The sequence below is a fragment of the Seleniivibrio woodruffii genome (genome assembly GCF_029267515.1).
GTDB classification, from domain to species: Bacteria; Chrysiogenota; Deferribacteres; order Deferribacterales; family Geovibrionaceae; genus Seleniivibrio; species Seleniivibrio woodruffii_A.
In genome coordinates, this window is sequence record NZ_JAJUIS010000003.1 from 116108 (window position 1) to 134104 (window position 17997).

Here is a 17997-nt window from a genome sequence, read left to right on the forward strand (position 1 = left end):
ATTTGCGAAAAAATGACAGGAAGTCATTTTTGAGTGTCTAATCGAAAACGTTTCTTGCTTTTTGCGGTCAATTTAATATTATCTCAATGGGAGGTGAGGATATGTTCGGACTCGGATTCGGAGAAATAATATTGATTCTTGCCATCGCACTGGTGGTTGTCGGTCCAAAGAAGCTGCCCGAAATAGCAAAAGGACTCGGAAAGGCATACGGAGAATTCAGAAAGTATATGGATGAGTTCAAAGATGCCGTTAACGTCGGTGTTGAGGAAGCGGGCAAACCCAAACCAAGCCCCGCACAGAAGGTTTACGAAGAACATTACAAAGACACTGTTAAAGACGAACCGGAGATCGTTGACGCTGAACCGGTGAAGGCGGAACCTGCGAAAGAGGAGCCTGTTAAGGCGGAGGAGAAGAAACAGGATGCCTAAAGAAAAAGATTCGGGTGTTGAAGCAAAACAACCCCTTATGGAACATCTGGAAGAGCTGAGAAAAAGGCTTATCCGCATATTTATAATAGTTATTATTGTTTTTAGTGTTGTTTATAACCAGAGCAAGTTTTTTATGGATTTCATAACCGCTCCCCTTGTTGCGGTCTTGCCTGAACACTCAACCCTGTCCATGATAAAAATCACGGAAGGTTTTTTTGTGGAGCTGAAGCTCTGCGCTGTTGTTGCCGTTTTTTTCAGTATGCCTGCAATATTCTATGAACTGTGGAGGTTCATCGCCCCCGGTCTTTATGCGCAGGAGAAAAAGTATATCGTATCATTCGTGATATCAGCGACACTGCTGTTCCTCGGCGGAGCCGCATTTGCCTATTACGGGGCATTTCCGTTCGGTTTCAAGTTTTTCCTGACATATGCGCAGGGTTCCATAACGGCTAATCTGTCCCTTGAGGAATATCTCGGGTTCTTTACGAAGATGATAATGGCATTCGGATTCGTGTTCGAAATGCCTGTTTTCACCTTTTTCCTTGCGAAGATGGGCTTCATAACATCAGGAATGATGCACAAATACAGGAAATATTCATATCTCGGTATCTTCATCATCGCGGCGATACTCACCCCCCCCGACGTATTTTCACAGATGATGATGGCATGTCCCATGATTATACTTTACGAAGTGAGCGTCTTTGTTGCAAAAATTTTCGGACGCAAACGCGAGATTAAAGAGGAAGATGTCTACGCCTAAAATTACTGACAAATTCGGCAGGGAGATAAGATATCTCAGGATATCCATCACCGACAGATGCAATTTCAGATGCAGATACTGTATGCCGATACACGATTTTAACTTCATACCACACCCGAACATCCTCTCATACGAGGAGATGATGCTCGCAGTGGAGGTGTTCGTCGAACTTGGCGTCCGCAAAGTGCGGGTGACAGGCGGCGAACCCCTCGTGCGTCGCGGGGTCGATGTTTTTCTGGAAAAGATAGGGAAGCTCGAAGGTATTGAGGAAGTAACCATCACAACAAACGGTTCGCTGCTGAAACGCCATGCCGACAGTATCAAAGCGGCGGGTATCAGAAGGATAAACGTCAGTCTCGACTCACTTAAAGAGGAGCGCTACGCCGCCATAACAGGCGGTTTCGGGATGGCTCAGATACTTGAAGGCATACAGTATGCCAAGAGCATCGGGCTTGGCGTTAAGACCAACACCGTTGCAATAAAGAACTTCAACCACGACGAGATTCTGGATTTCTGCGAGTTTGCAAAGGAGAACGATATCAATGTCCGCTTTATCGAGTTCATGCCCGTCGGCAACTTCGATGAATGGAAGGATACGGGAACCATCACAGGCAAGGAAATTCTTGAAATTATCGGCACAAAATACAAATACGAAGAGATTCAGAAAGATAAGCTCGCAGGTCCCGCAGTCAACTACAGACTGTCCAACGGCGCGAAAATAGGCATAATCACGCCTATCTCAAACCACTTCTGCGCCGATTGCGACAAACTGCGCATCACAGCGGACGGAAAACTCCGCCCGTGTCTTCTCTCAGATGCGGAGATAGACCTTATGCCCGCCATCAGAAGCGGAGACAGAGAGGCTGTGCGCAGAGAGATTATCAACGGACTGCACCTGAAAGAGAAAGAGCATCATCTGATGTCGGAGCATAGGGATGAGGGATTCAAAAGAACAATGTCAAAGATCGGCGGATAGATTCAGTCTTGCCTGCGGGAACGATAACGTCGAAATAGCTCTGCCGAAAGCGGCGGAGGTAATAAAAACTCAGAAAAATATGACAGCCATGACACAGGAAGAGATAGATAATGTTCTGTCTGCGGAAGGTGTTATGAGTCCGTCGCTCTATGAAACCATTGACGACGCAGAGAAAATCCTCGTCATTCTGCCCGATGCCACAAGAAAATCCGGCGCGGAAAAGATATTGCCTCAACTCACGGCTTATGCTGAAAACAAAGGTAAACAGCTCGATTTCATAATAGCCGTCGGTACACACAGACAGCCCACAATTGCTGAACTTAACAAGATAATGACCCCTGATATCTATGAAAAATATGCTGACAATATCATTCGCCACGACAGTGAAAACTATGCCGATATGGATTTTTACGGCATAACCAAGCGTAAAACCACCGTCCTTCTGAACAAGGCATACAGACTCCACGACACTGTAATCACCATCGGGTCAGTCAGCTATCACTATTTCGCAGGCTACGGCGGCGGAAGAAAACTTATTTTCCCCGGAATAGCCGGACACAAAGCTATCACTGCGAACCATAAGCTCGCAATCGACCCCATGCTTAGAAAACGCCACGACAAAGCGGTCACAGGAAATCTGAAACACAACCCTGTTCACGATGATATCGTGGATGCGCTGATGATTGCCCGTTCCGGTCACACCTTTTACGCTGTGAACACCATCCTCACCGAAGACGGCAACATAGCGGATATGGTGTGCGGCGACCTCTTTATGTCTCATATCGAGGCCTGCAGCAGACTGGATTCCTATTGCCTTTACGAGGCGGAGAACGAATTTGACCTCCTTTTTGTAAGTGCAGGCGGATATCCTAAAGATATCAATATGATACAGTCCCAGAAATATCTTGACAGAGTTCTGCCCCTTGCCAAAGAGGGGGGGCGTATAGTCTTTTTCGCGCAGTGCCCCGACGGCTACGGCAACAAATTCTTCGAAGATTTTTTCGATGTGCGGTACAGTGCGGAGATGCTTAAAGGGCTGATGGACGACTATAAGATAAACCGCCAGACCGCCTTTAACCTTAAAAGCAATCTGGAGCGGTTCGAAGTGTACCTCTATTCCGATTTCTCAGACCATGACTGTGAGCGAATGGGGTTTCTGAAACTTGCCGATATTTCAGCAGTTTCCGTACTTGCGGAAGGTGCCGACCGGATCGGTTTCGTGCCTTATCCAGCCGATTTGTTTGTAAAATAATTGGTGTTTTCTCAATAAATACAATGACGACGCGATCTGATACGCAGGCTGTGTGGAACAGACTGCCGCGGGCTTTCAGCCCTCGCAGAGACGGCTATTTGTTATTGCAGGCATGTTACAACTCATATGCTGAACATCCTTCCTATACAGTCTCCAATGGCGAAAGGGAATTCCTCCGGTTTGAAGCCTTCCACATCCGTTAAAAGTATTGTTCCGCTGCCGCAGGCTATCTCTATGCCGTCGTCGGATATATTCAAAACACAGCCGGCTTTTCCGTAATCTCCCTGCCATTTTTCCGGTTTTGCCCGCCAGATAACGAATTTTTGTCCATTGCTCAGAAAATATGAGCCGAAATAGGGTTTGCTGTATGCGCGGATGTGGTTGTAAAGGCTGAAAGAATCGCGGTTGAAATCTATAAGTGCATCCCGCGTGCGTTTTCTCTGGAGATAAACGGCGTATGCGTCGTCCTGCCGGACAGGTATGAAGCCTTCAATACCCTTTACATTCAGTGCCTTAATGAACTCCGCACAGGTTACAGCGTATTTTGCCAGGTAATCTTCGGGATAGTCCTCGAATCCGATGCGCAACGGCGTTTGAAAAACTATGTCGCCGCCGTCTATTTTTTCACTGCGAAGGTAAAAAGAAGCCCCGCCAACCGCGACACCCCGCTCGAACTGCTCTGTGACGGCACTGTAGCCTCTGTATAGCGGGAGCAGGGACGGATGGGCGTATATAACCGGAAACTCCGCGCCCTCGAAAAAATCCTTAGTGAAGTCGATGCAGACAGGCAGTCCTATATCACCAAGAATATCCGAACATTCGGAAAAGTTGTTTGAGCTGAGGTAGGTGACTATAAAATCCTTTTCAAACCGCTCAAAATCACAGGCGAGACCTGTCCGCTGGAATCCTCTGGCATAGGTGACAACGCGTGGAAACAGCCCTTCCGCTTTCAGGTCTTCCAGAAGCATCATTCCCGTAACATTGGCTGTGAACAGGGTTATGTTCATTATTTTTTACGCCTCACAATGAGCGCCACTCCGATTATTATCACAATGACGGTTATTATATAGATGTACATATACGACGGTTCCGCATCGCTGTAAAGTCTTATGCCTTCACCTGTATTCAGTACACCCATGCCCTGAAGCGTGTTGTCGTGGAAGATTGATTGAATTGCGCGCACCTGTTTTCCGCCGGAAGTCACCTCCGCGTGGAGGTTTTCCTGTGCCGGAATATCCGGACCCAGAAACTGAATATAATACGCCGCTCTGGCGGGCATGGGCACGTCGCCTGTTCTGGGGACTATGCTGAAACCTTTCAGGGGTGCCTTCATTCCGTACGCGGTGAAAAAACATCCGTTTCCGTCCGGCATGAACCCTTTTTCGGGGTCTGGTTCCCATCCGCATACAGTCTCTTTTATCTCGAATGACGAACGTTCGTGAATAACGTTTATGTCCACCGTTGCCGATGCGAATGCCTGAACGGTGAAAAGAAAGATAAAAAATACAATTGTGTTTTTCATGATATTAAACCCCGGAAATTATAGAACATTGCAACCGTTTTAATGATATCAAAAAAATCAGACAGTTTCCACCAGAGCATAAGTTCATCTTTACTGAATATCATATAGAGCTTAAATCAGCGTAGTTTAGGCGTGTTAAAGGAATTTGCCTACGCTGTTTTTACACTCGGCAAAATCTAACAAAATTATAGACATGGATTTATAATTGTGTTATACGAAATTGTATACAGTATACCATTGCCGTATTAGTGCATATCGGTGCATAAAGATAAATTTCCGTGGAGTGTGTAATGGCACAAGTTTGCTACGGGTACTATAAGGATACCAAAATAGACAACAGAGGAAAAGACAGGTCGGAGTGGACGGAATCGCCGTTCAAAACGCCTGACGAGTACAGAGGCAAACCGCTCAAAGTCTTTATTGATTGGGACGGCTTCCTTGTTTTTGATGAAAACGCAGACATTCTGGCTGCTCTTGCCAATTATATGCTTGAGATAAGCGGGCACGGATGCTGCGGACGATGCTTCCCCGGCAGGGTCGGTACGCGTCTTCTGGCTGAACAGCTCATGAAGATGAGAGCAGGCGCCTGCGAAAGCTCCGACATCGAAAAAACGGTGGAGATGGCGGAGTCAATCTTCAATTCGGCGAAATGTACCGTAGCCCCCACATCCACCATCCCCGTAAGACTTTTCCTGACACACTTTAAAGATCAGATAGCAAAACAGGCGAACAAGGACGGAATGGAGTTCTTCCGCAAGGTCACTGCGCCCTGCACAGCGGGCTGCCCTGCGAACGTTCAGATTCCTGAGTTCATCGAACAGATAAAAGACCACAGATACCTTGACGCACTGGCTACAATCCGCGAGACAATGCCTCTTCCCGGCGTCTGCGGACGCGTCTGCCCCCACCCCTGCGAAGCGAACTGCCGCAGAGGTCTGGTTGACGACACACCCGTAAGCATCATGGTTCTGAAACGCGCACCGTGGGATTACGAATATTACAACAACAAAACTCCGAAACTGCCTGAAAAAGCGCCGGAAAAAGGTAAAAAGGTCGGTATCGTCGGTGCGGGTCCCGCAGGTCTCACAGCGGCTTACTACCTCGCTCTGATGGGCTATTCAGTGAAAATATATGAATGGATGCAGGAGCCCGGAGGTATGGTTGCTCTCGGTATTCCTGACTACAGACAGCCCCGTCACCTTCTGCGCCGCGAAGCGGACATAATCAAGTCCCTCGGCGTTGAGATTGAATACGGCAAAAAACTCGGCGGTGAGAAAGACGACATCACCATCGATTATCTTAAAAAGAATTATGACGCTGTTCTTATCACCATCGGCGCATGGAAATCAAGAGACATGGGCATCGAGGGTGAAAAAGACGGATACGAAGGCGTTTTCCCCAGCGGTATCGGTTTCCTCCGCGAACAGGCGGAAGGTAAGGATACGGGAGTTAAAGGTAAAAAGGTTGTCGTTGTGGGTGGCGGTAACACCGCTATCGACTGCGTGCGGGTTGCCCTGCGCGAAGGTTCCACAGACGTAAACCTCGTATACAGACGTTCACGCGCGGAAATGCCCGCAGAGGACTACGAGATTGAAGACGCCATCGAAGAGGGCATCAATTTCCACTTCCTCTGGAACCCTACAAAGGTTATAGCAGAGAACGGAAAGGTTGTGGGCGTTGAGGTTGTTGAGATGGTTCTGGGCGAACCGGACGAATCCGGCAGACGCAAGCCCGAACCCAAGGCCGGCTCTGAAAAGATAATTCCCTGCGATGTGATCATCCCTGCCATCGGTCAGTTCACAGATCTGACCTTCCTCACGGAAAAAGACGGCATTGCCGTTACGAAATGGAACACGTTTAAGGTCAGAGACGACCTTTATGACACCACCGACCCGAAAATATTCTCAGCAGGCGACTGCGAATGGGGACCCATGACGGTTGTTAAGGCTATAGGCGCTGCGCGCTGGTCTGCCATCATGATAGACCGCTTCCTCGAATCCGGCGAACCCTACCTTACGGAGATGGAAACTCTTGAGGTTTCACTTTATAAGAACAAGGTGTTCGATAAGGCTGAAAAGGTCTGCAATATGGAGACACCCACGATCCACAGAGTGCACCAGCACAAGATGTCGGGCGAGGCAAGACGCAACAACTATGAAGAGGTGGAGAAATCCTTCACACTTCAACAGGCTTATGACGAGGCTACCAGATGTCTTCGCTGCGTGCGCATGGCAATGGTCGGTCTTGGAACGAAATAAGGCGGAGCGGACAAGATGGCTGAAATTATCATAAATAATAAACCCTATTCTTTCAGCGAGGGCGAGTCCATTCTCGATGTCGCAAACAGAAACGGGATAAAGATTCCAACACTGTGCTACCTGAAAGACATCACACCCACGGGTGCGTGCAGACTCTGTCTTGTTGAGGTGGACGGCGCGGACAGGCTTCAGGCTGCCTGCGTAACCTACGCAATGGACGGCATGAAGATTGACACCGAAAACGAAAGGGTGTGGGCGAACAGAAAGCAGATGCTCGACTTCATCCTCATAAAACACCCGCTGGACTGTCCCGTGTGCGACAAAGCCGGCGAGTGCGAGCTCCAGAACACCGCATACGAGTTCGGCATGATGGATGAGATAGTCACATCTGATAAACCGAAAGATCCTGTGGTGAAATGGAACAAGATAGTCTATAACCAGAACCTCTGCGTTCTGTGCGAAAAATGTATAAAATCCTGCCATGAAATGACAGGCTGCTCTGCCCTCAAAATGGAGGACAGGGGCTTCTTTAACCATGTTACACCTGCTAAGGGCGACACTCTGAAATGTGACTTCTGCGGCACATGTATAGACAGATGCCCTGTGGGCGCGCTTCTTGATGCCCAGTTCCACCACTCTGCAAGGGTGTGGGATCTGGAAAACGTCGTTACCTCCTCCGTTTTCTCTCCCTGCGGCGAACAGGTGGAATACGGTATGAAGGACGGACAGATAATGCGCGCAACAGCGGTGGGCAGCGGTCAGATATCATCATCCGACAGATTCGCCTACAAATATCTGGACAGTGAATCAAGAGCCCTTCATCCCGCCATCAACGGCAAGGACACTAACTGGGACGAGGCTACGGCGCTTCTGAAAGGCAAAATTGCCGGACTGAAAGGCTCCGAAGTCGCTCTCATCGCATCAGCATCCCTTACAAACGAAGCATACGCGGCTTATAAGAAACTTATGACCTCTATCGGTTCTTCAAACTATACATGCGAAACCGACCTGTATTACGGCGATTTCTACGCAAAGTATGCAGAAAAGTTCGGCACTATGGAGAATATCGGCACTCTGGACGACGTTGCAGACAGCGACATGGTATTCGTTATAGGTGCTGATTTCCGCAGAGAGTGCGTCGGCGTTAAACATAAGGTCATGAGCGCGGTAATCAAAAACGGCGCTCTGCTCTATACCGCCGGAACAAGAAAATATGAATACGAAACATTTGTCGCCAAGTCATTCATGGCTGAATACGGTGATTTCGCAGGCGCTCTTGAAGAGATGAAACAGGACGCATCTGCTCCTAAGCCCTCGTCAAACAAGAACGTTATCGAAGTCGAAAACGATCCGAACAGATATATTCCCGCACACCTTGCGAAAGCGAAAAAGGTTTCAGTGATTATAGGCAACGAATACATGCTCTCAGGTACACCCGCCGAGGCTGTGCTTGCCTTCTGCGACTTCATCGGTCAGGAAAAACTGAAATCAGTTATTGTTCTGAACGATCAGGTGAACCATATGGGCGCCATCGTCGCCGGGTTCATGGGCGGATACTCAGCAAAACAGCTTGAAAGCGACCTGAACGCCGGAAAGATAAAACTGCTTATCAGCGCAGGGTTTAACGGCGTTAAGAGCTGCCCCCATGCCAAAAACCTTGAGGCTGCTTTCAGCAAAGCCGGAACTTTCGTTGCGGTTGATCTGTTCAAAGACGGTTCTGCGAAAAACGCACACGTTCTGCTGGGCGTCAAGGACAGCCTTGAAACAGTTGGAACCTTCACCACTCTGGACGGCAGGCTTGTTCCCGTTAACCGCGTTGTAATGGCGAAGGGCACACAGAAGACACACGTTCAGACTGCGGCATATCTTGGCGAGATAATCGGCTCGGAAGTATGCGCATGTGCATATGACACATTCAAATGTGAAGTTGCACCCATCTTCGGTGCTCAGGACATGGATATGGGCGAGGTTGACGGACACATCGCAAAAGTTAAAACAAACAAATGGGAAAAGACGGCGTACACATATGCGAAACCCTCTCAGAAAGAGTGCATTATGCCAATCAACCCCAGATATCATACCAATATAATGACGGCGAAATCCTATGTTCCCGCAACCGGCGAGCACAGAGAATATCATTTCCCCGTTGTCGTTGAAAAGGTTACCTCCGCAGAATGTGCCGATATCGCTAAGGGCGTTGTCTGCGTGACAAAAGAATTCTGATAATCAAGAATAATTGATAAAAAAAGCCGACCTTGTGTCGGCTTTTTTTGTTGAGTCGCAGCTTCAAATTTAATGAGATTGCTTCGTCAGCTTACAGTTTTTCGCATTGACACTGATTTACATCTTCGCGAAGAGCACAGACCGAAGGCTGAATAAGTCTGCTCTTTACTAATTGTCGAATACAGCGCCGCGGCGATCTGGTATTTTCATAAGTCTGTTATCACGCGGGATTTTCCGCCGTCTTTTTTCGCTTCATACATGAGACGGTCTGCTCTTTCAATAACTGCTTCGGCAGGAACGTCCGCATTGCTGAAAAGAGTTACTCCTATGCTGGCACCCACACTGCACTCGATACCAGTGCTTGAGATTATCGGTTTCTCCATGTTTCTCAGCAGTTTTTCTGCCAGCGCTGCCGCATCCTGAGGCTCTTTTATATCCTGAAGAAGTATAACAAATTCGTCTCCGCCTATTCGTGCCACTGTGTCTGCGCTTCTCAGCCCGTTTTTAAGTCTGTGTGCGACCTCGCACAGCACTTCGTCGCCGACTTTGTGACCGAATGTATCGTTTATAGGCTTGAATTTGTTAAGGTCTATAAAGAGCAGCGCGCAGATTGTCAGCTCTCTGGTGCAGCGGTGCATTGCAACTTCAATTCGGTCTGCAAGCATCGTACGGTTCGGAAGTCCTGTGAGTGCATCGTGCATGGACTGGTGCAGATATTCCTGCGTTCTGGTTTGCTGTTCGCTGGTCTGTCTGTAGAGTTCAAGAGCATCTTCAAGAACACATGCCAGATTATTTATGTCGAACGGCTTTGTGAGGAAGCGGTGAACACTCGCTTTGTTGATGGCGTCCATAGTGTTGTTCAGATTAGCGTAACCTGTAAGCATTATTCTTATAGTCTGCGGTGAAACGGTTTTTACGTGTTCAAGGAAATCCACGCCGTTAAGTCCGGGCATCTGCATATCGGAAAGAGCTACGGCAAAAGTACCGCTGTCCAGCGCCGCTATTGCCTCGTGCGGGTTGCTGAAGAGTGATATATCGAAACGTCTGAGGTTCCTTTTCATGGAGGCGAGGATATTAACGTCGTCGTCGAGAATGAGTATTTTCATATCTGCACCTATACGAGCACTTTAATAGGCTCTTTAACACCGCATGATTTTCCGTAGTTCACGAGCCGCATTATAAGGACGTCGTTAAGTTCCTGCCCCTTTTTACAGAGCAGAAGGTTGTCTACGGTAAGCACATCCTCATCAAGCACCATCTGTTCACGCAGTTCGGAGATATTCAGCGAGCGCAGAACGTGTCCGGATCTGGTGCCGACTATATCCTGCAAGGCGTTTATGAGGTCTATGCCGTAAACGTTCGCCTTATTCTTTATGGTTGTGAGTGCGCTGTGTATGCCCGCCTGTTTCTCAAGGTCAAGAAACTCCATGACCATATTGAGAATACGCACAGCCACAGGCTGTCTGGATGCTGAATCGGCAAGAATACGCTGCTTTCTGATGAGTTCCGCGACACCTCCCAGTCTTGGGATGTTGGCCACAAGTCCGGCACCGTTTTCAGGATATGCTTCATATATCTGCTGTTCGGTCGGGGTAAGTTCCTTTGCGTCAGTCACCTTTTTAAGGATATCAGATGGGAGGGCGATATATCCGAGATATACCAGCATAGACGCGACCTCAAGCTGCCACTGTTTTTCCACCTTTATTTTTTTGAGAAGACTGTTAACCAGCTTTTTCACATCCTCGCTTCTGCCGAAAATTTCGGGGCTGTGCATGGAAAGGACGTTGACCAGCATTTTGACACTGCCCTGAAGAGTGTCCCTTAATAGCTCTTTCTCCGCCATTACCAGTGAGTATTGCTCAATGCAGGTTTTCAGCGTCTGTTTGAGTGATTCTATGGAGCAGGGTTTTGTGAGAAAGCGGAAGATATTTCCTTCGTTGACGGCGTTCATTGCCGTGTCTATGTCCGCATAGCCTGTGAGCATTATGCGCACTGTGTTTGGGTTTATGCGTTTTGCACTGCGCAGAACATCGATACCGCTTATTTTCGGCATTTTCAGATCGCTTACAACAACTGAGAAGGGATTCTGCGCTGAAGATTTCAGCATTGTCAGACCCTCTTCCGGTGATGCCGCGGTCTCTATCTCGAAATCCCTGCGAAGATTACGCCTGAAAGATGCCAGTATGTTCTCGTCGTCGTCGATGAATAGTATTCTGTTGTTCATGATATTGTCTCGTCACATATATTTTTGCCGAGAGCTTCAAGCTCCGCTATGGACTCTGTCAGACCGATTCTGTTGATATATTCCATGTCGAGGGTGTGCTCTTCATAGTTTTCGTGAAGAACAACGTGTCTGTGCTCGAAAACGTTTGCAAGGTGAACGGCGGTAAGGGGAGATATGTCACCGTTTATACTGAGATTCGGCGTGTGGTGCAGGGCGACTGCCTCCACTATGCTGTTCGGCATACCCCAGAGACCGAGAAGATATGCGCCAATCTCCGAATGGGTTACACCGAGTATATCCTTTTCTGAGACCCACAGGGATTTGTTCTCCTGTTTGGAGTTGTCTATTATGACGTTGTATGTGACCTTGAAGTTGGCTAGCATTATGAGTTTGCCTATGTCGTGGAGTATTCCTGCGATGAAACAGTCATCCACTGTTTTTCTGTCCATTTTGCAGTGCAGGGCGATAGCCTTTGCTATTCGCGCCACGAGTATGCTGTGGGACATCATCTTTTCCAGTGAGAAGTTGCGTGTGTTTTCGTCTTTGAACGAGTGGAAAAGGTGAGATGTGAGCAGAACGCCCTTGACCACGTCCAGCCCTAGAAGACTGACAGCCTGCATCGGGCTTGAAATGTGATTTGAGAATCCGAAGAAGGATGAATTCACCAGTTTGAGCACGTTGGCACTCATGCCTACGTCGCTGGAAATAAGTGCGCCTACTTTTGCAACTGAGCAGTCTTCGCTGTTCATTTCGTCAACGACCTTGAGATAGGTGTCAGGAAGAGAGGGCAGGGAGTCTATTCTGGACACCATGCTTTTAACGTCTTCGTTTTTCAGTATTTTGAGCATACTGTATGCTGAGTTGATGGTATCTTTTATCTTTTCAGCCGGACAGGGTTTTGTGAGGAACTGGTGGGCGAGCTTCACGGACTTCATTATCATCGTTTTGTCGGAGTGACCGGAGAGTATTATCCGTATCACTCCGGGGAATTTTGACTGAACCTGCGTAAGCAGCTCAACTCCGTCCATCTCAGGCATCCGCATGTCGGTTACGATGATATCCACATGCTTTTTCGAAAGAAACTCCAGAGCCGCAGAGCCGCTGTTCACAAAAGTCATGTCCCATTCGCTTTTCATAGTGATGAGCATCCTGCGAAGCCCGTCGAGTATATTTGTTTCGTCGTCTACGAAAAGAACGCTTTTTTTCATCCGATACGCTCCGCTGAATCAGAATGTGCTTTTGAAGGTTCGTTTTCCGTTTCTATGGGTATTTCGATGATGAAAGAGGTGCCGATTCCGTTTTCAACCTCGAAATATATTCGTCCGGAGTGTTTTTTAACGATTATCTGATGGGAGATGGCAAGTCCCTGTCCGGTGCCTTTTCCAATCTCCTTTGTTGTGAAAAAAGGATCGAAAACTTTGTGCCGTATTGGTTCGGGTATGCCTCCGCCCGTATCTTTTATAACCACACGCACAGTGTTTCCCATGTTATGTGTGGAGATGCGTATCTGTCCTTTGCCGCCTGAATCCTTCATTTTTGATTCCACAGCCTGCGCCGCGTTGACCAGAATATTCAGTATGACCTGATTGAAATCACCGGGGTAGCATGGGACATATGGGAGTGTTTCGTCAAAATCCGTTGCTATTTCGGAATAATATTTCCATTCGTTGCGGGTGATGGTGATTGTGTTCTCTATTGCGCTGTTGATGTCCACAGGCTGTTTGTCCTCTCTGTCGGGATGGGAGAATTTTTTCATTGCCCGCACGATGGACGCGACTCTGTCCACCCCTTCGATTGACTGGTTTATTGCGGCGGGAACCTCTTCTCTGATAAAACTGAGGTCTGAGTCCTTCACTATTTCGGTGAACAGGTTGAAAACGTCATCGAAACCCGCCTCCCCCGGTTTTTTTTCGGAGAGCGACCTTGCAGCGTCTATCATTTCCATAAACGATTCGAAAGTGTGCATGAGAAAGCGGGCATTGTCGCCGATATACTGTATGGGCGTGTTTATTTCGTGTGCTATCCCTGCGGCGAGTGAGCCTATGGATTCAAGTTTCTGGGCTATGCTGAGCTGGCGCTCAAGTGTCTTTTGCTCGGTAATATCGAAAAGAATGAGTGCCTGATGGGGTTTTCCCTGCCATGTGACATCCAGAACTGTCTTTCCGGCTGGTATCTTCGTACCGTCTCCGTGCTGGATAAGCACTTCGGAGGAGCTGTTCTGCTCGGCTGCCGCGAAAACCTCCTCAAGGTTCAGAAATTCATCAAACGGCTGGTCGGCATAGTCTGTGTTTTGAAATCCGAGCAGTCTCACCGCCTCATCGTTCATTGCTTTTATATGTCTGCTCGCCGGGTCTGTGATGATTATTGCCGCTTTTATACCTTTAAGTACGGTGTCCATGAACGCTTCGTTCTCTTTAAGCACCATTGTTGCCGTAACCTGATTTGTAACGTCAACCATTACTCCCTGATAGTTGTCTCCTGAATTTTCCCCCTCCTCTTTCCAGAGGTAGTCATCAACCCATCTGTATTCTTCTTTGCTGTTGCGGATGCGATATGTCAGCACTTTAATATCCTTATCTGAAATATTCATGGTATCGTTGCATTTTATGAGATTGTCCGCATCTTCCGGATGGACGAGGCTGCAAAGCTGTATTTTGCCGCTGTAAAAGTCTTCCGGCGTATATCCAAGCCCTTCGATACTCTTTGAAACGAAAAGAGGTCGCCGCAGATTGCTGTTTATCTCCCAGTTGAACGTGACAACAGGACTTTTGTTAACTATCTGATCAAGTTTGCTCAGTTGGGTATACGCCTGTTTCAGTTTATACTGTGTGCTGTTTCTGGAAAGCGTTACGCTGATGCTTGCACTGATACGCTCATAGAATACTATGTCTTCGTATGTAAATTCGCTGTTTTTGCTGCTGAACAGTTTCAGTATCCCTATCATATTGCTGTCAGCGTGCAGGGGGATAAGCGCCACCGCATCGTAACCTCTGTCCAGCATTTCGTAATCAATTTTTGCGGAAGGATTTATGCTGAAAAGCAAAGGGGCGTCTTCAGGCAGATTGTTTGTCCAGAAAGCACCGCGCGGGGTGAAAAACGGCATCGACGGGTCGGTGTTGCCGTCTGTTATGAATCCTGAGATAATCTCTATGATGTCGTACCATCCGGCTGGTTTTGTTTCCTTTGGTGCAGAGATGTCCGAAGTGCTGTAAGAGACGTTTTCGGTGAACTGCACCTCTTTTATGAAAGAGATGGATATTTCGTCTATGCCTGTCATGGACTTTATGATGAAAAGAATATCGCTGACCGCCTGTTCGCCGTTTTCGGCTATGTTGAGAAGCTCCAGAACCTGTGTGGAAAGACGCAGTTTGCCCTGACTTTTCAGAAGCATCCGTTCGGTTTCTTTCCTTTGCAGAGCGATTTCTATTATGGCGTTGAGCATGGACATCCTATAGGGTTTCTGTATGAAACCGTAAGGTGTTTTTGAGAGCATCTCCCTCACGATGCCGTCGTCGTCGGCACCTGTAAGGAAGATAACGGGTATGTCCTGGTGCGCTGTTATTATCTCTGCCGCCTCAATGCCGTTCATACCGTTTTTCAGAACGATATCCATAAGGATCAGATCGGGCGGGTTTTCCGCAGCAGAGCGGATTGCCTCATCACCTGAATGGCATATTTCCGTTATTTCATATCCCGCTTCAAGTAAAGCAAGTTTAAGAATAAGCGCAGTGCTGGATGAATCATCCACAATCAATATTGTTCTGGACATAAATGCTCCAAATATAAAAGATTTCGAATTGTGTCTTTTTAGATATACCTAAAGTAGTAGTTTATAAAAGTCCGTCAATATTGATTTCAAAGATATTTATGAAATTACAGGTTAAAAAAATATTAGCGCAGAAAGCAAAAAATTACGTAACGTCAAAAAAACATTTGATTACTGAAAATTACATCAACGGAAAGATTAAACATACCTTTTCACTGTTTTTTATTGCTTAGCTGACAATGAAATATTATACTTTCGACAGCGGGGTACGGATGAACAAAAAGATTTTAAGCATATCTGCCGTTTTGCTTGCCTTTGTGATTGTTCTTCTCATTATTGATTCAACACTTGAAAGACCGCTTGTGACCAATAAAATCATCAAAGCCATATATCCGGACTGGGATCCTGAAAAAAAGAAGGGTGAAAAAGATGCGGAACCTGAGGCGGAAACCACAGCGGATGATTTGAGTGCAGAACCTGCCGGTGAACCCGCACCTGCGGAGGCAAACGTTCCCTCCTATGCTGAAAGCCGGACGCCGATGATGCAGGCGGTTCTGAAAGCAGATGAAAAGAGGCTCAGGGAGCTGATAACAGCGGACGGTTCGGATATCAATAAACAGGACACGCTGGGTTTTACAGCACTTAATCTTGCTGTTTACATGGGAAAGGGACAGGCTGTTTCCGCACTGCTTATGGGCGGGGCGAATCCCAATATTTCCGACGTTGACGGCATGACCCCCACTGCCCACGCATCCAGACAGAAACAGCTCAGCATCGCAAAGATACTCCTTGAAAGAGGGGCAAACCCCAATAAACCGAACAACGAAGGGCAGACGCCCCTTATGATAGCTGCACACTATGGACACGACGACATTGCGGAACTGCTGCTGCACAATAAAGCCAATGTAAACGCCAAAGACAAACTGGGGCGCACTGCGCTTATGGAAGCGTCTGCAAACGGTTATTCAGGTATTGTGCTCTCCCTGCTCAGTCTCGGCGCGGACAAAACAGCAAGGGACAAAGCAGGGCAGACTGCACAGGACTACGCCTTTCGCTTCGGGCACGAAGACATAGCGGAGATTCTCTCCGGCGAACAGGCACAGGAGGGCACCGTAATCGGCGAGCCCCTGCCTGAGACACCGGCACCGCCTGCCGGAACTCAGCCGGCGGGGACACCGTTGAATCAGCCTGTTCCGGTTCTTCCGGCACAGCCCGGACAGCCACAGACTCAGCCCATGCAGACACAGCCTGTCCCGCAGCAGGCACAGCCCGGACAGTTCAGAAGCAACCTGAAATGATTCTCTCTTCCGTCTTTTTCAACAGAAACGCAATGCTGGTTGCCATAGAGCTTCTTGGCAAGGTTATAACCCGCGGCGCCATGCGCCTTCGCATAATAGAGACTGAATGTTATTTTCTCACCGACAAAGGGAGCCACGCTTCTCTGGGTTACACTGAAAAACGAAAAGCCCTGTTTATGGATGGCGGTACAATATACATGTATTACGCACGCGGCAAACCCTCGCTCAATTTTTCAGCGCACGGTGAAGGAAACGCGGTGCTCATAAAATCGGCGATTGCCGACTGCAAGGGCGAACCGCTTATAATGATGCAGAGGAACAACCTTATGCCCGACGGAAGGATGCGTGATGTGGAAAGACTTGCATCCGGTCAGACACTGGTTTGCAGGTCGCTGGGCATAGACGTGAAGGATTACGACGGAAAACAGATAGATGAAACTGACATCCGCGTTACAGACGACGGATACAGACCGGAGCTGTTTGTTCAGACCGTGCGGCTGGGGATTCCGGTTGGAAGAGACGCACATCTTCCCTTCCGCTTTATAGATGAAAAATATCTTGAAAGATGCACCGTAAAGCCGAAAAAGGGCAGCTATGAGGTGTGCGGATACAATGAAACTGTTTCGAAAAATCAGAAATTTCTTTAGTCCGACGCTGGAATACGCCGGAATCCTGTATGAGGCTGGTCAATTCCGCAAGGCGGCTAAGATACTCCGCAGACACGCGACAAATCCGGCGGCCTGCCTTACACTTGCCACCATGTACGAGAACGGACAGGGTGTTAAGAAGAACGTGCGTGCGGCGGTCAACCTCTATTTTCTCAGTGCTAAACTCGGTTCTCCCCACGCGATGCTCATCCTTGGAAACTACATGCGCCACGGAATATATATGGAACAGAGAGCGGACGGCGCACTCGCCATGTTTGAGGCGGCGGCGCGGAAAGGGCTTGCGGAGGCACAGTATAAAGCCGGACTTTACTATCTTCGCGGGCACACAGGGAAAAAAGACCCGGAAAAGGCGTTCGAATATTTTGAGATGGCTGCGGAACAGGGCTTTGCCGCCGCACAGAACAAGCTGGGGCTGCTCTTTGCCGGAGGCAGAGGAACCATACAGAGCGATGAGGACGCGGTATACTGGTATAAACTGGCTGCGGAACAGGGGCACGGCGAGGCGATGTATAACCTCGGCTGTATGCTGAGCGCCGGACGAGGCACGAAGAGAAACAACAAAGAGGCGCTGCGCTGGTTCAGGGAGGCTGCGAAACAGTACCGATGAAACGGTTTTTTTGTG

The 17997-nt window shown here is 48.2% G+C and carries 15 protein-coding genes; 9 read left to right on the forward strand and 6 right to left on the reverse strand.

The window, feature by feature from the left end:
- Window positions 1–101: 101 nt before the first annotated feature.
- The 4 genes from Q7P67_RS04570 to larA are packed head-to-tail and all read left to right on the forward strand — an operon-like array spanning window position 102 to window position 3416.
- Window positions 102–428 carry a twin-arginine translocase TatA/TatE family subunit gene (locus Q7P67_RS04570; RefSeq protein WP_303850727.1) on the forward strand — a complete coding sequence of 109 codons (327 nt, stop codon included), beginning with the start codon at window positions 102–104 and terminating at the stop codon, window positions 426–428.
- The gene (gene tatC / locus Q7P67_RS04575; RefSeq protein WP_303850728.1) at window positions 421–1188 is read left to right on the forward strand and encodes a twin-arginine translocase subunit TatC; all 768 of its coding nucleotides are present in this window, start codon (window positions 421–423) and stop codon (window positions 1186–1188) included. Before Q7P67_RS04570 ends, tatC begins: the two co-directional genes overlap by 8 nt.
- Complete coding sequence (gene moaA, locus Q7P67_RS04580; protein ID WP_303850729.1) at window positions 1175–2164, forward strand: GTP 3',8-cyclase MoaA; 990 nt, start codon at window positions 1175–1177, stop codon at window positions 2162–2164. Before tatC ends, moaA begins: the two co-directional genes overlap by 14 nt.
- Window positions 2124–3416, forward strand: a complete 1293-nt coding sequence (gene larA, locus Q7P67_RS04585) for a nickel-dependent lactate racemase (RefSeq protein ID WP_303850730.1) — start codon at window positions 2124–2126, stop codon at window positions 3414–3416. Before moaA ends, larA begins: the two co-directional genes overlap by 41 nt.
- A 122-nt stretch (window positions 3417–3538) precedes the next feature.
- Here the strand turns inward: larA and Q7P67_RS04590 are convergent, their stop codons facing one another.
- Entirely contained in the window at window positions 3539–4423 is an 885-nt protein-coding gene (locus tag Q7P67_RS04590; RefSeq protein ID WP_303850731.1) for a formyltransferase family protein, read from the reverse strand.
- Entirely contained in the window at window positions 4423–4938 is a 516-nt protein-coding gene (locus Q7P67_RS04595; RefSeq protein ID WP_303850732.1) for a hypothetical protein, read from the reverse strand. The genes Q7P67_RS04590 and Q7P67_RS04595 overlap by 1 nt, the downstream gene beginning before the upstream one ends.
- Before the next feature lie 290 nt (window positions 4939–5228).
- Between Q7P67_RS04595 and Q7P67_RS04600 the strand changes: the two genes are divergently transcribed.
- Together Q7P67_RS04600 and Q7P67_RS04605 are read left to right on the forward strand one after the other, a co-directional pair.
- Entirely contained in the window at window positions 5229–7196 is a 1968-nt protein-coding gene (locus Q7P67_RS04600; protein ID WP_303850733.1) for an FAD-dependent oxidoreductase, read from the forward strand.
- A 15-nt stretch (window positions 7197–7211) separates the two neighbouring features.
- On the forward strand, window positions 7212–9419 hold the full coding sequence (locus tag Q7P67_RS04605; RefSeq protein WP_303850734.1) for a molybdopterin-dependent oxidoreductase: 2208 nt from the start codon (window positions 7212–7214) through the stop codon (window positions 9417–9419).
- A gap of 206 nt (window positions 9420–9625) precedes the next feature.
- Here the strand turns inward: Q7P67_RS04605 and Q7P67_RS04610 are convergent, their stop codons facing one another.
- From Q7P67_RS04610 to Q7P67_RS04625, 4 genes are read right to left on the reverse strand one after another with little or no spacing between them, the layout of a single operon-like run.
- Window positions 9626–10525 carry a diguanylate cyclase domain-containing protein gene (locus tag Q7P67_RS04610; protein ID WP_303850735.1) on the reverse strand — a complete coding sequence of 300 codons (900 nt, stop codon included), beginning with the start codon at window positions 10523–10525 and terminating at the stop codon, window positions 9626–9628.
- Window positions 10526–10533: 8 nt separating this feature from the next.
- A complete protein-coding gene (locus tag Q7P67_RS04615) occupies window positions 10534–11643 on the reverse strand; it encodes a response regulator (protein WP_303850736.1) in 1110 nt (369 codons plus the stop codon).
- Complete coding sequence (locus tag Q7P67_RS04620; protein ID WP_303850737.1) at window positions 11640–12851, reverse strand: response regulator; 1212 nt, start codon at window positions 12849–12851, stop codon at window positions 11640–11642. Before Q7P67_RS04620 ends, Q7P67_RS04615 begins: the two co-directional genes overlap by 4 nt.
- The gene (locus Q7P67_RS04625; protein WP_303850738.1) at window positions 12848–15412 is read right to left on the reverse strand and encodes an ATP-binding protein; all 2565 of its coding nucleotides are present in this window, start codon (window positions 15410–15412) and stop codon (window positions 12848–12850) included. The genes Q7P67_RS04620 and Q7P67_RS04625 overlap by 4 nt, the downstream gene beginning before the upstream one ends.
- 236 nt (window positions 15413–15648) lie before the next feature.
- On the opposite strand from Q7P67_RS04625, the gene Q7P67_RS04630 reads away from it, so the two are divergent.
- From Q7P67_RS04630 to Q7P67_RS04640, 3 genes are read left to right on the forward strand one after another with little or no spacing between them, the layout of a single operon-like run.
- The gene (locus Q7P67_RS04630) at window positions 15649–16707 is read left to right on the forward strand and encodes an ankyrin repeat domain-containing protein (RefSeq protein WP_303850739.1); all 1059 of its coding nucleotides are present in this window, start codon (window positions 15649–15651) and stop codon (window positions 16705–16707) included.
- Window positions 16704–17354 carry a DNA-3-methyladenine glycosylase gene (locus Q7P67_RS04635; protein WP_303850740.1) on the forward strand — a complete coding sequence of 217 codons (651 nt, stop codon included), beginning with the start codon at window positions 16704–16706 and terminating at the stop codon, window positions 17352–17354. Before Q7P67_RS04630 ends, Q7P67_RS04635 begins: the two co-directional genes overlap by 4 nt.
- Window positions 17320–17982 (forward strand): tetratricopeptide repeat protein, encoded by a 663-nt coding sequence (locus Q7P67_RS04640; RefSeq protein ID WP_303850741.1) that lies wholly within the window; start codon window positions 17320–17322, stop codon window positions 17980–17982. Before Q7P67_RS04635 ends, Q7P67_RS04640 begins: the two co-directional genes overlap by 35 nt.
- Window positions 17983–17997: the final 15 nt, after the last annotated feature.

Excerpts from the sequence above, each read along its gene's own strand:
- tatC (WP_303850728.1), top strand. The coding sequence starts at position 421 with ATGCCTAAAGAAAAAGATTCGGGTGTTGAAGCAAAACAACCCCTTATG.
- Q7P67_RS04610 (WP_303850735.1), bottom strand. The coding sequence starts at position 10,525 with ATGAAAATACTCATTCTCGACGACGACGTTAATATCCTCGCCTCCATG.
- Q7P67_RS04620 (WP_303850737.1), bottom strand. The coding sequence starts at position 12,851 with ATGAAAAAAAGCGTTCTTTTCGTAGACGACGAAACAAATATACTCGAC.
- Q7P67_RS04605 (WP_303850734.1), top strand. The coding sequence starts at position 7,212 with ATGGCTGAAATTATCATAAATAATAAACCCTATTCTTTCAGCGAGGGC.
- Q7P67_RS04625 (WP_303850738.1), bottom strand. The coding sequence starts at position 15,412 with ATGTCCAGAACAATATTGATTGTGGATGATTCATCCAGCACTGCGCTT.
- Q7P67_RS04640 (WP_303850741.1), top strand. The coding sequence starts at position 17,320 with ATGAAACTGTTTCGAAAAATCAGAAATTTCTTTAGTCCGACGCTGGAA.
- moaA (WP_303850729.1), top strand. The coding sequence starts at position 1,175 with ATGTCTACGCCTAAAATTACTGACAAATTCGGCAGGGAGATAAGATAT.
- Q7P67_RS04630 (WP_303850739.1), top strand. The coding sequence starts at position 15,649 with ATGAAATATTATACTTTCGACAGCGGGGTACGGATGAACAAAAAGATT.
- Q7P67_RS04600 (WP_303850733.1), top strand. The coding sequence starts at position 5,229 with ATGGCACAAGTTTGCTACGGGTACTATAAGGATACCAAAATAGACAAC.
- Q7P67_RS04590 (WP_303850731.1), bottom strand. The coding sequence starts at position 4,423 with ATGAACATAACCCTGTTCACAGCCAATGTTACGGGAATGATGCTTCTG.
- Q7P67_RS04570 (WP_303850727.1), top strand. The coding sequence starts at position 102 with ATGTTCGGACTCGGATTCGGAGAAATAATATTGATTCTTGCCATCGCA.
- Q7P67_RS04595 (WP_303850732.1), bottom strand. The coding sequence starts at position 4,938 with ATGAAAAACACAATTGTATTTTTTATCTTTCTTTTCACCGTTCAGGCA.
- Q7P67_RS04615 (WP_303850736.1), bottom strand. The coding sequence starts at position 11,643 with ATGAACAACAGAATACTATTCATCGACGACGACGAGAACATACTGGCA.
- Q7P67_RS04635 (WP_303850740.1), top strand. The coding sequence starts at position 16,704 with ATGATTCTCTCTTCCGTCTTTTTCAACAGAAACGCAATGCTGGTTGCC.
- larA (WP_303850730.1), top strand. The coding sequence starts at position 2,124 with ATGAGGGATTCAAAAGAACAATGTCAAAGATCGGCGGATAGATTCAGT.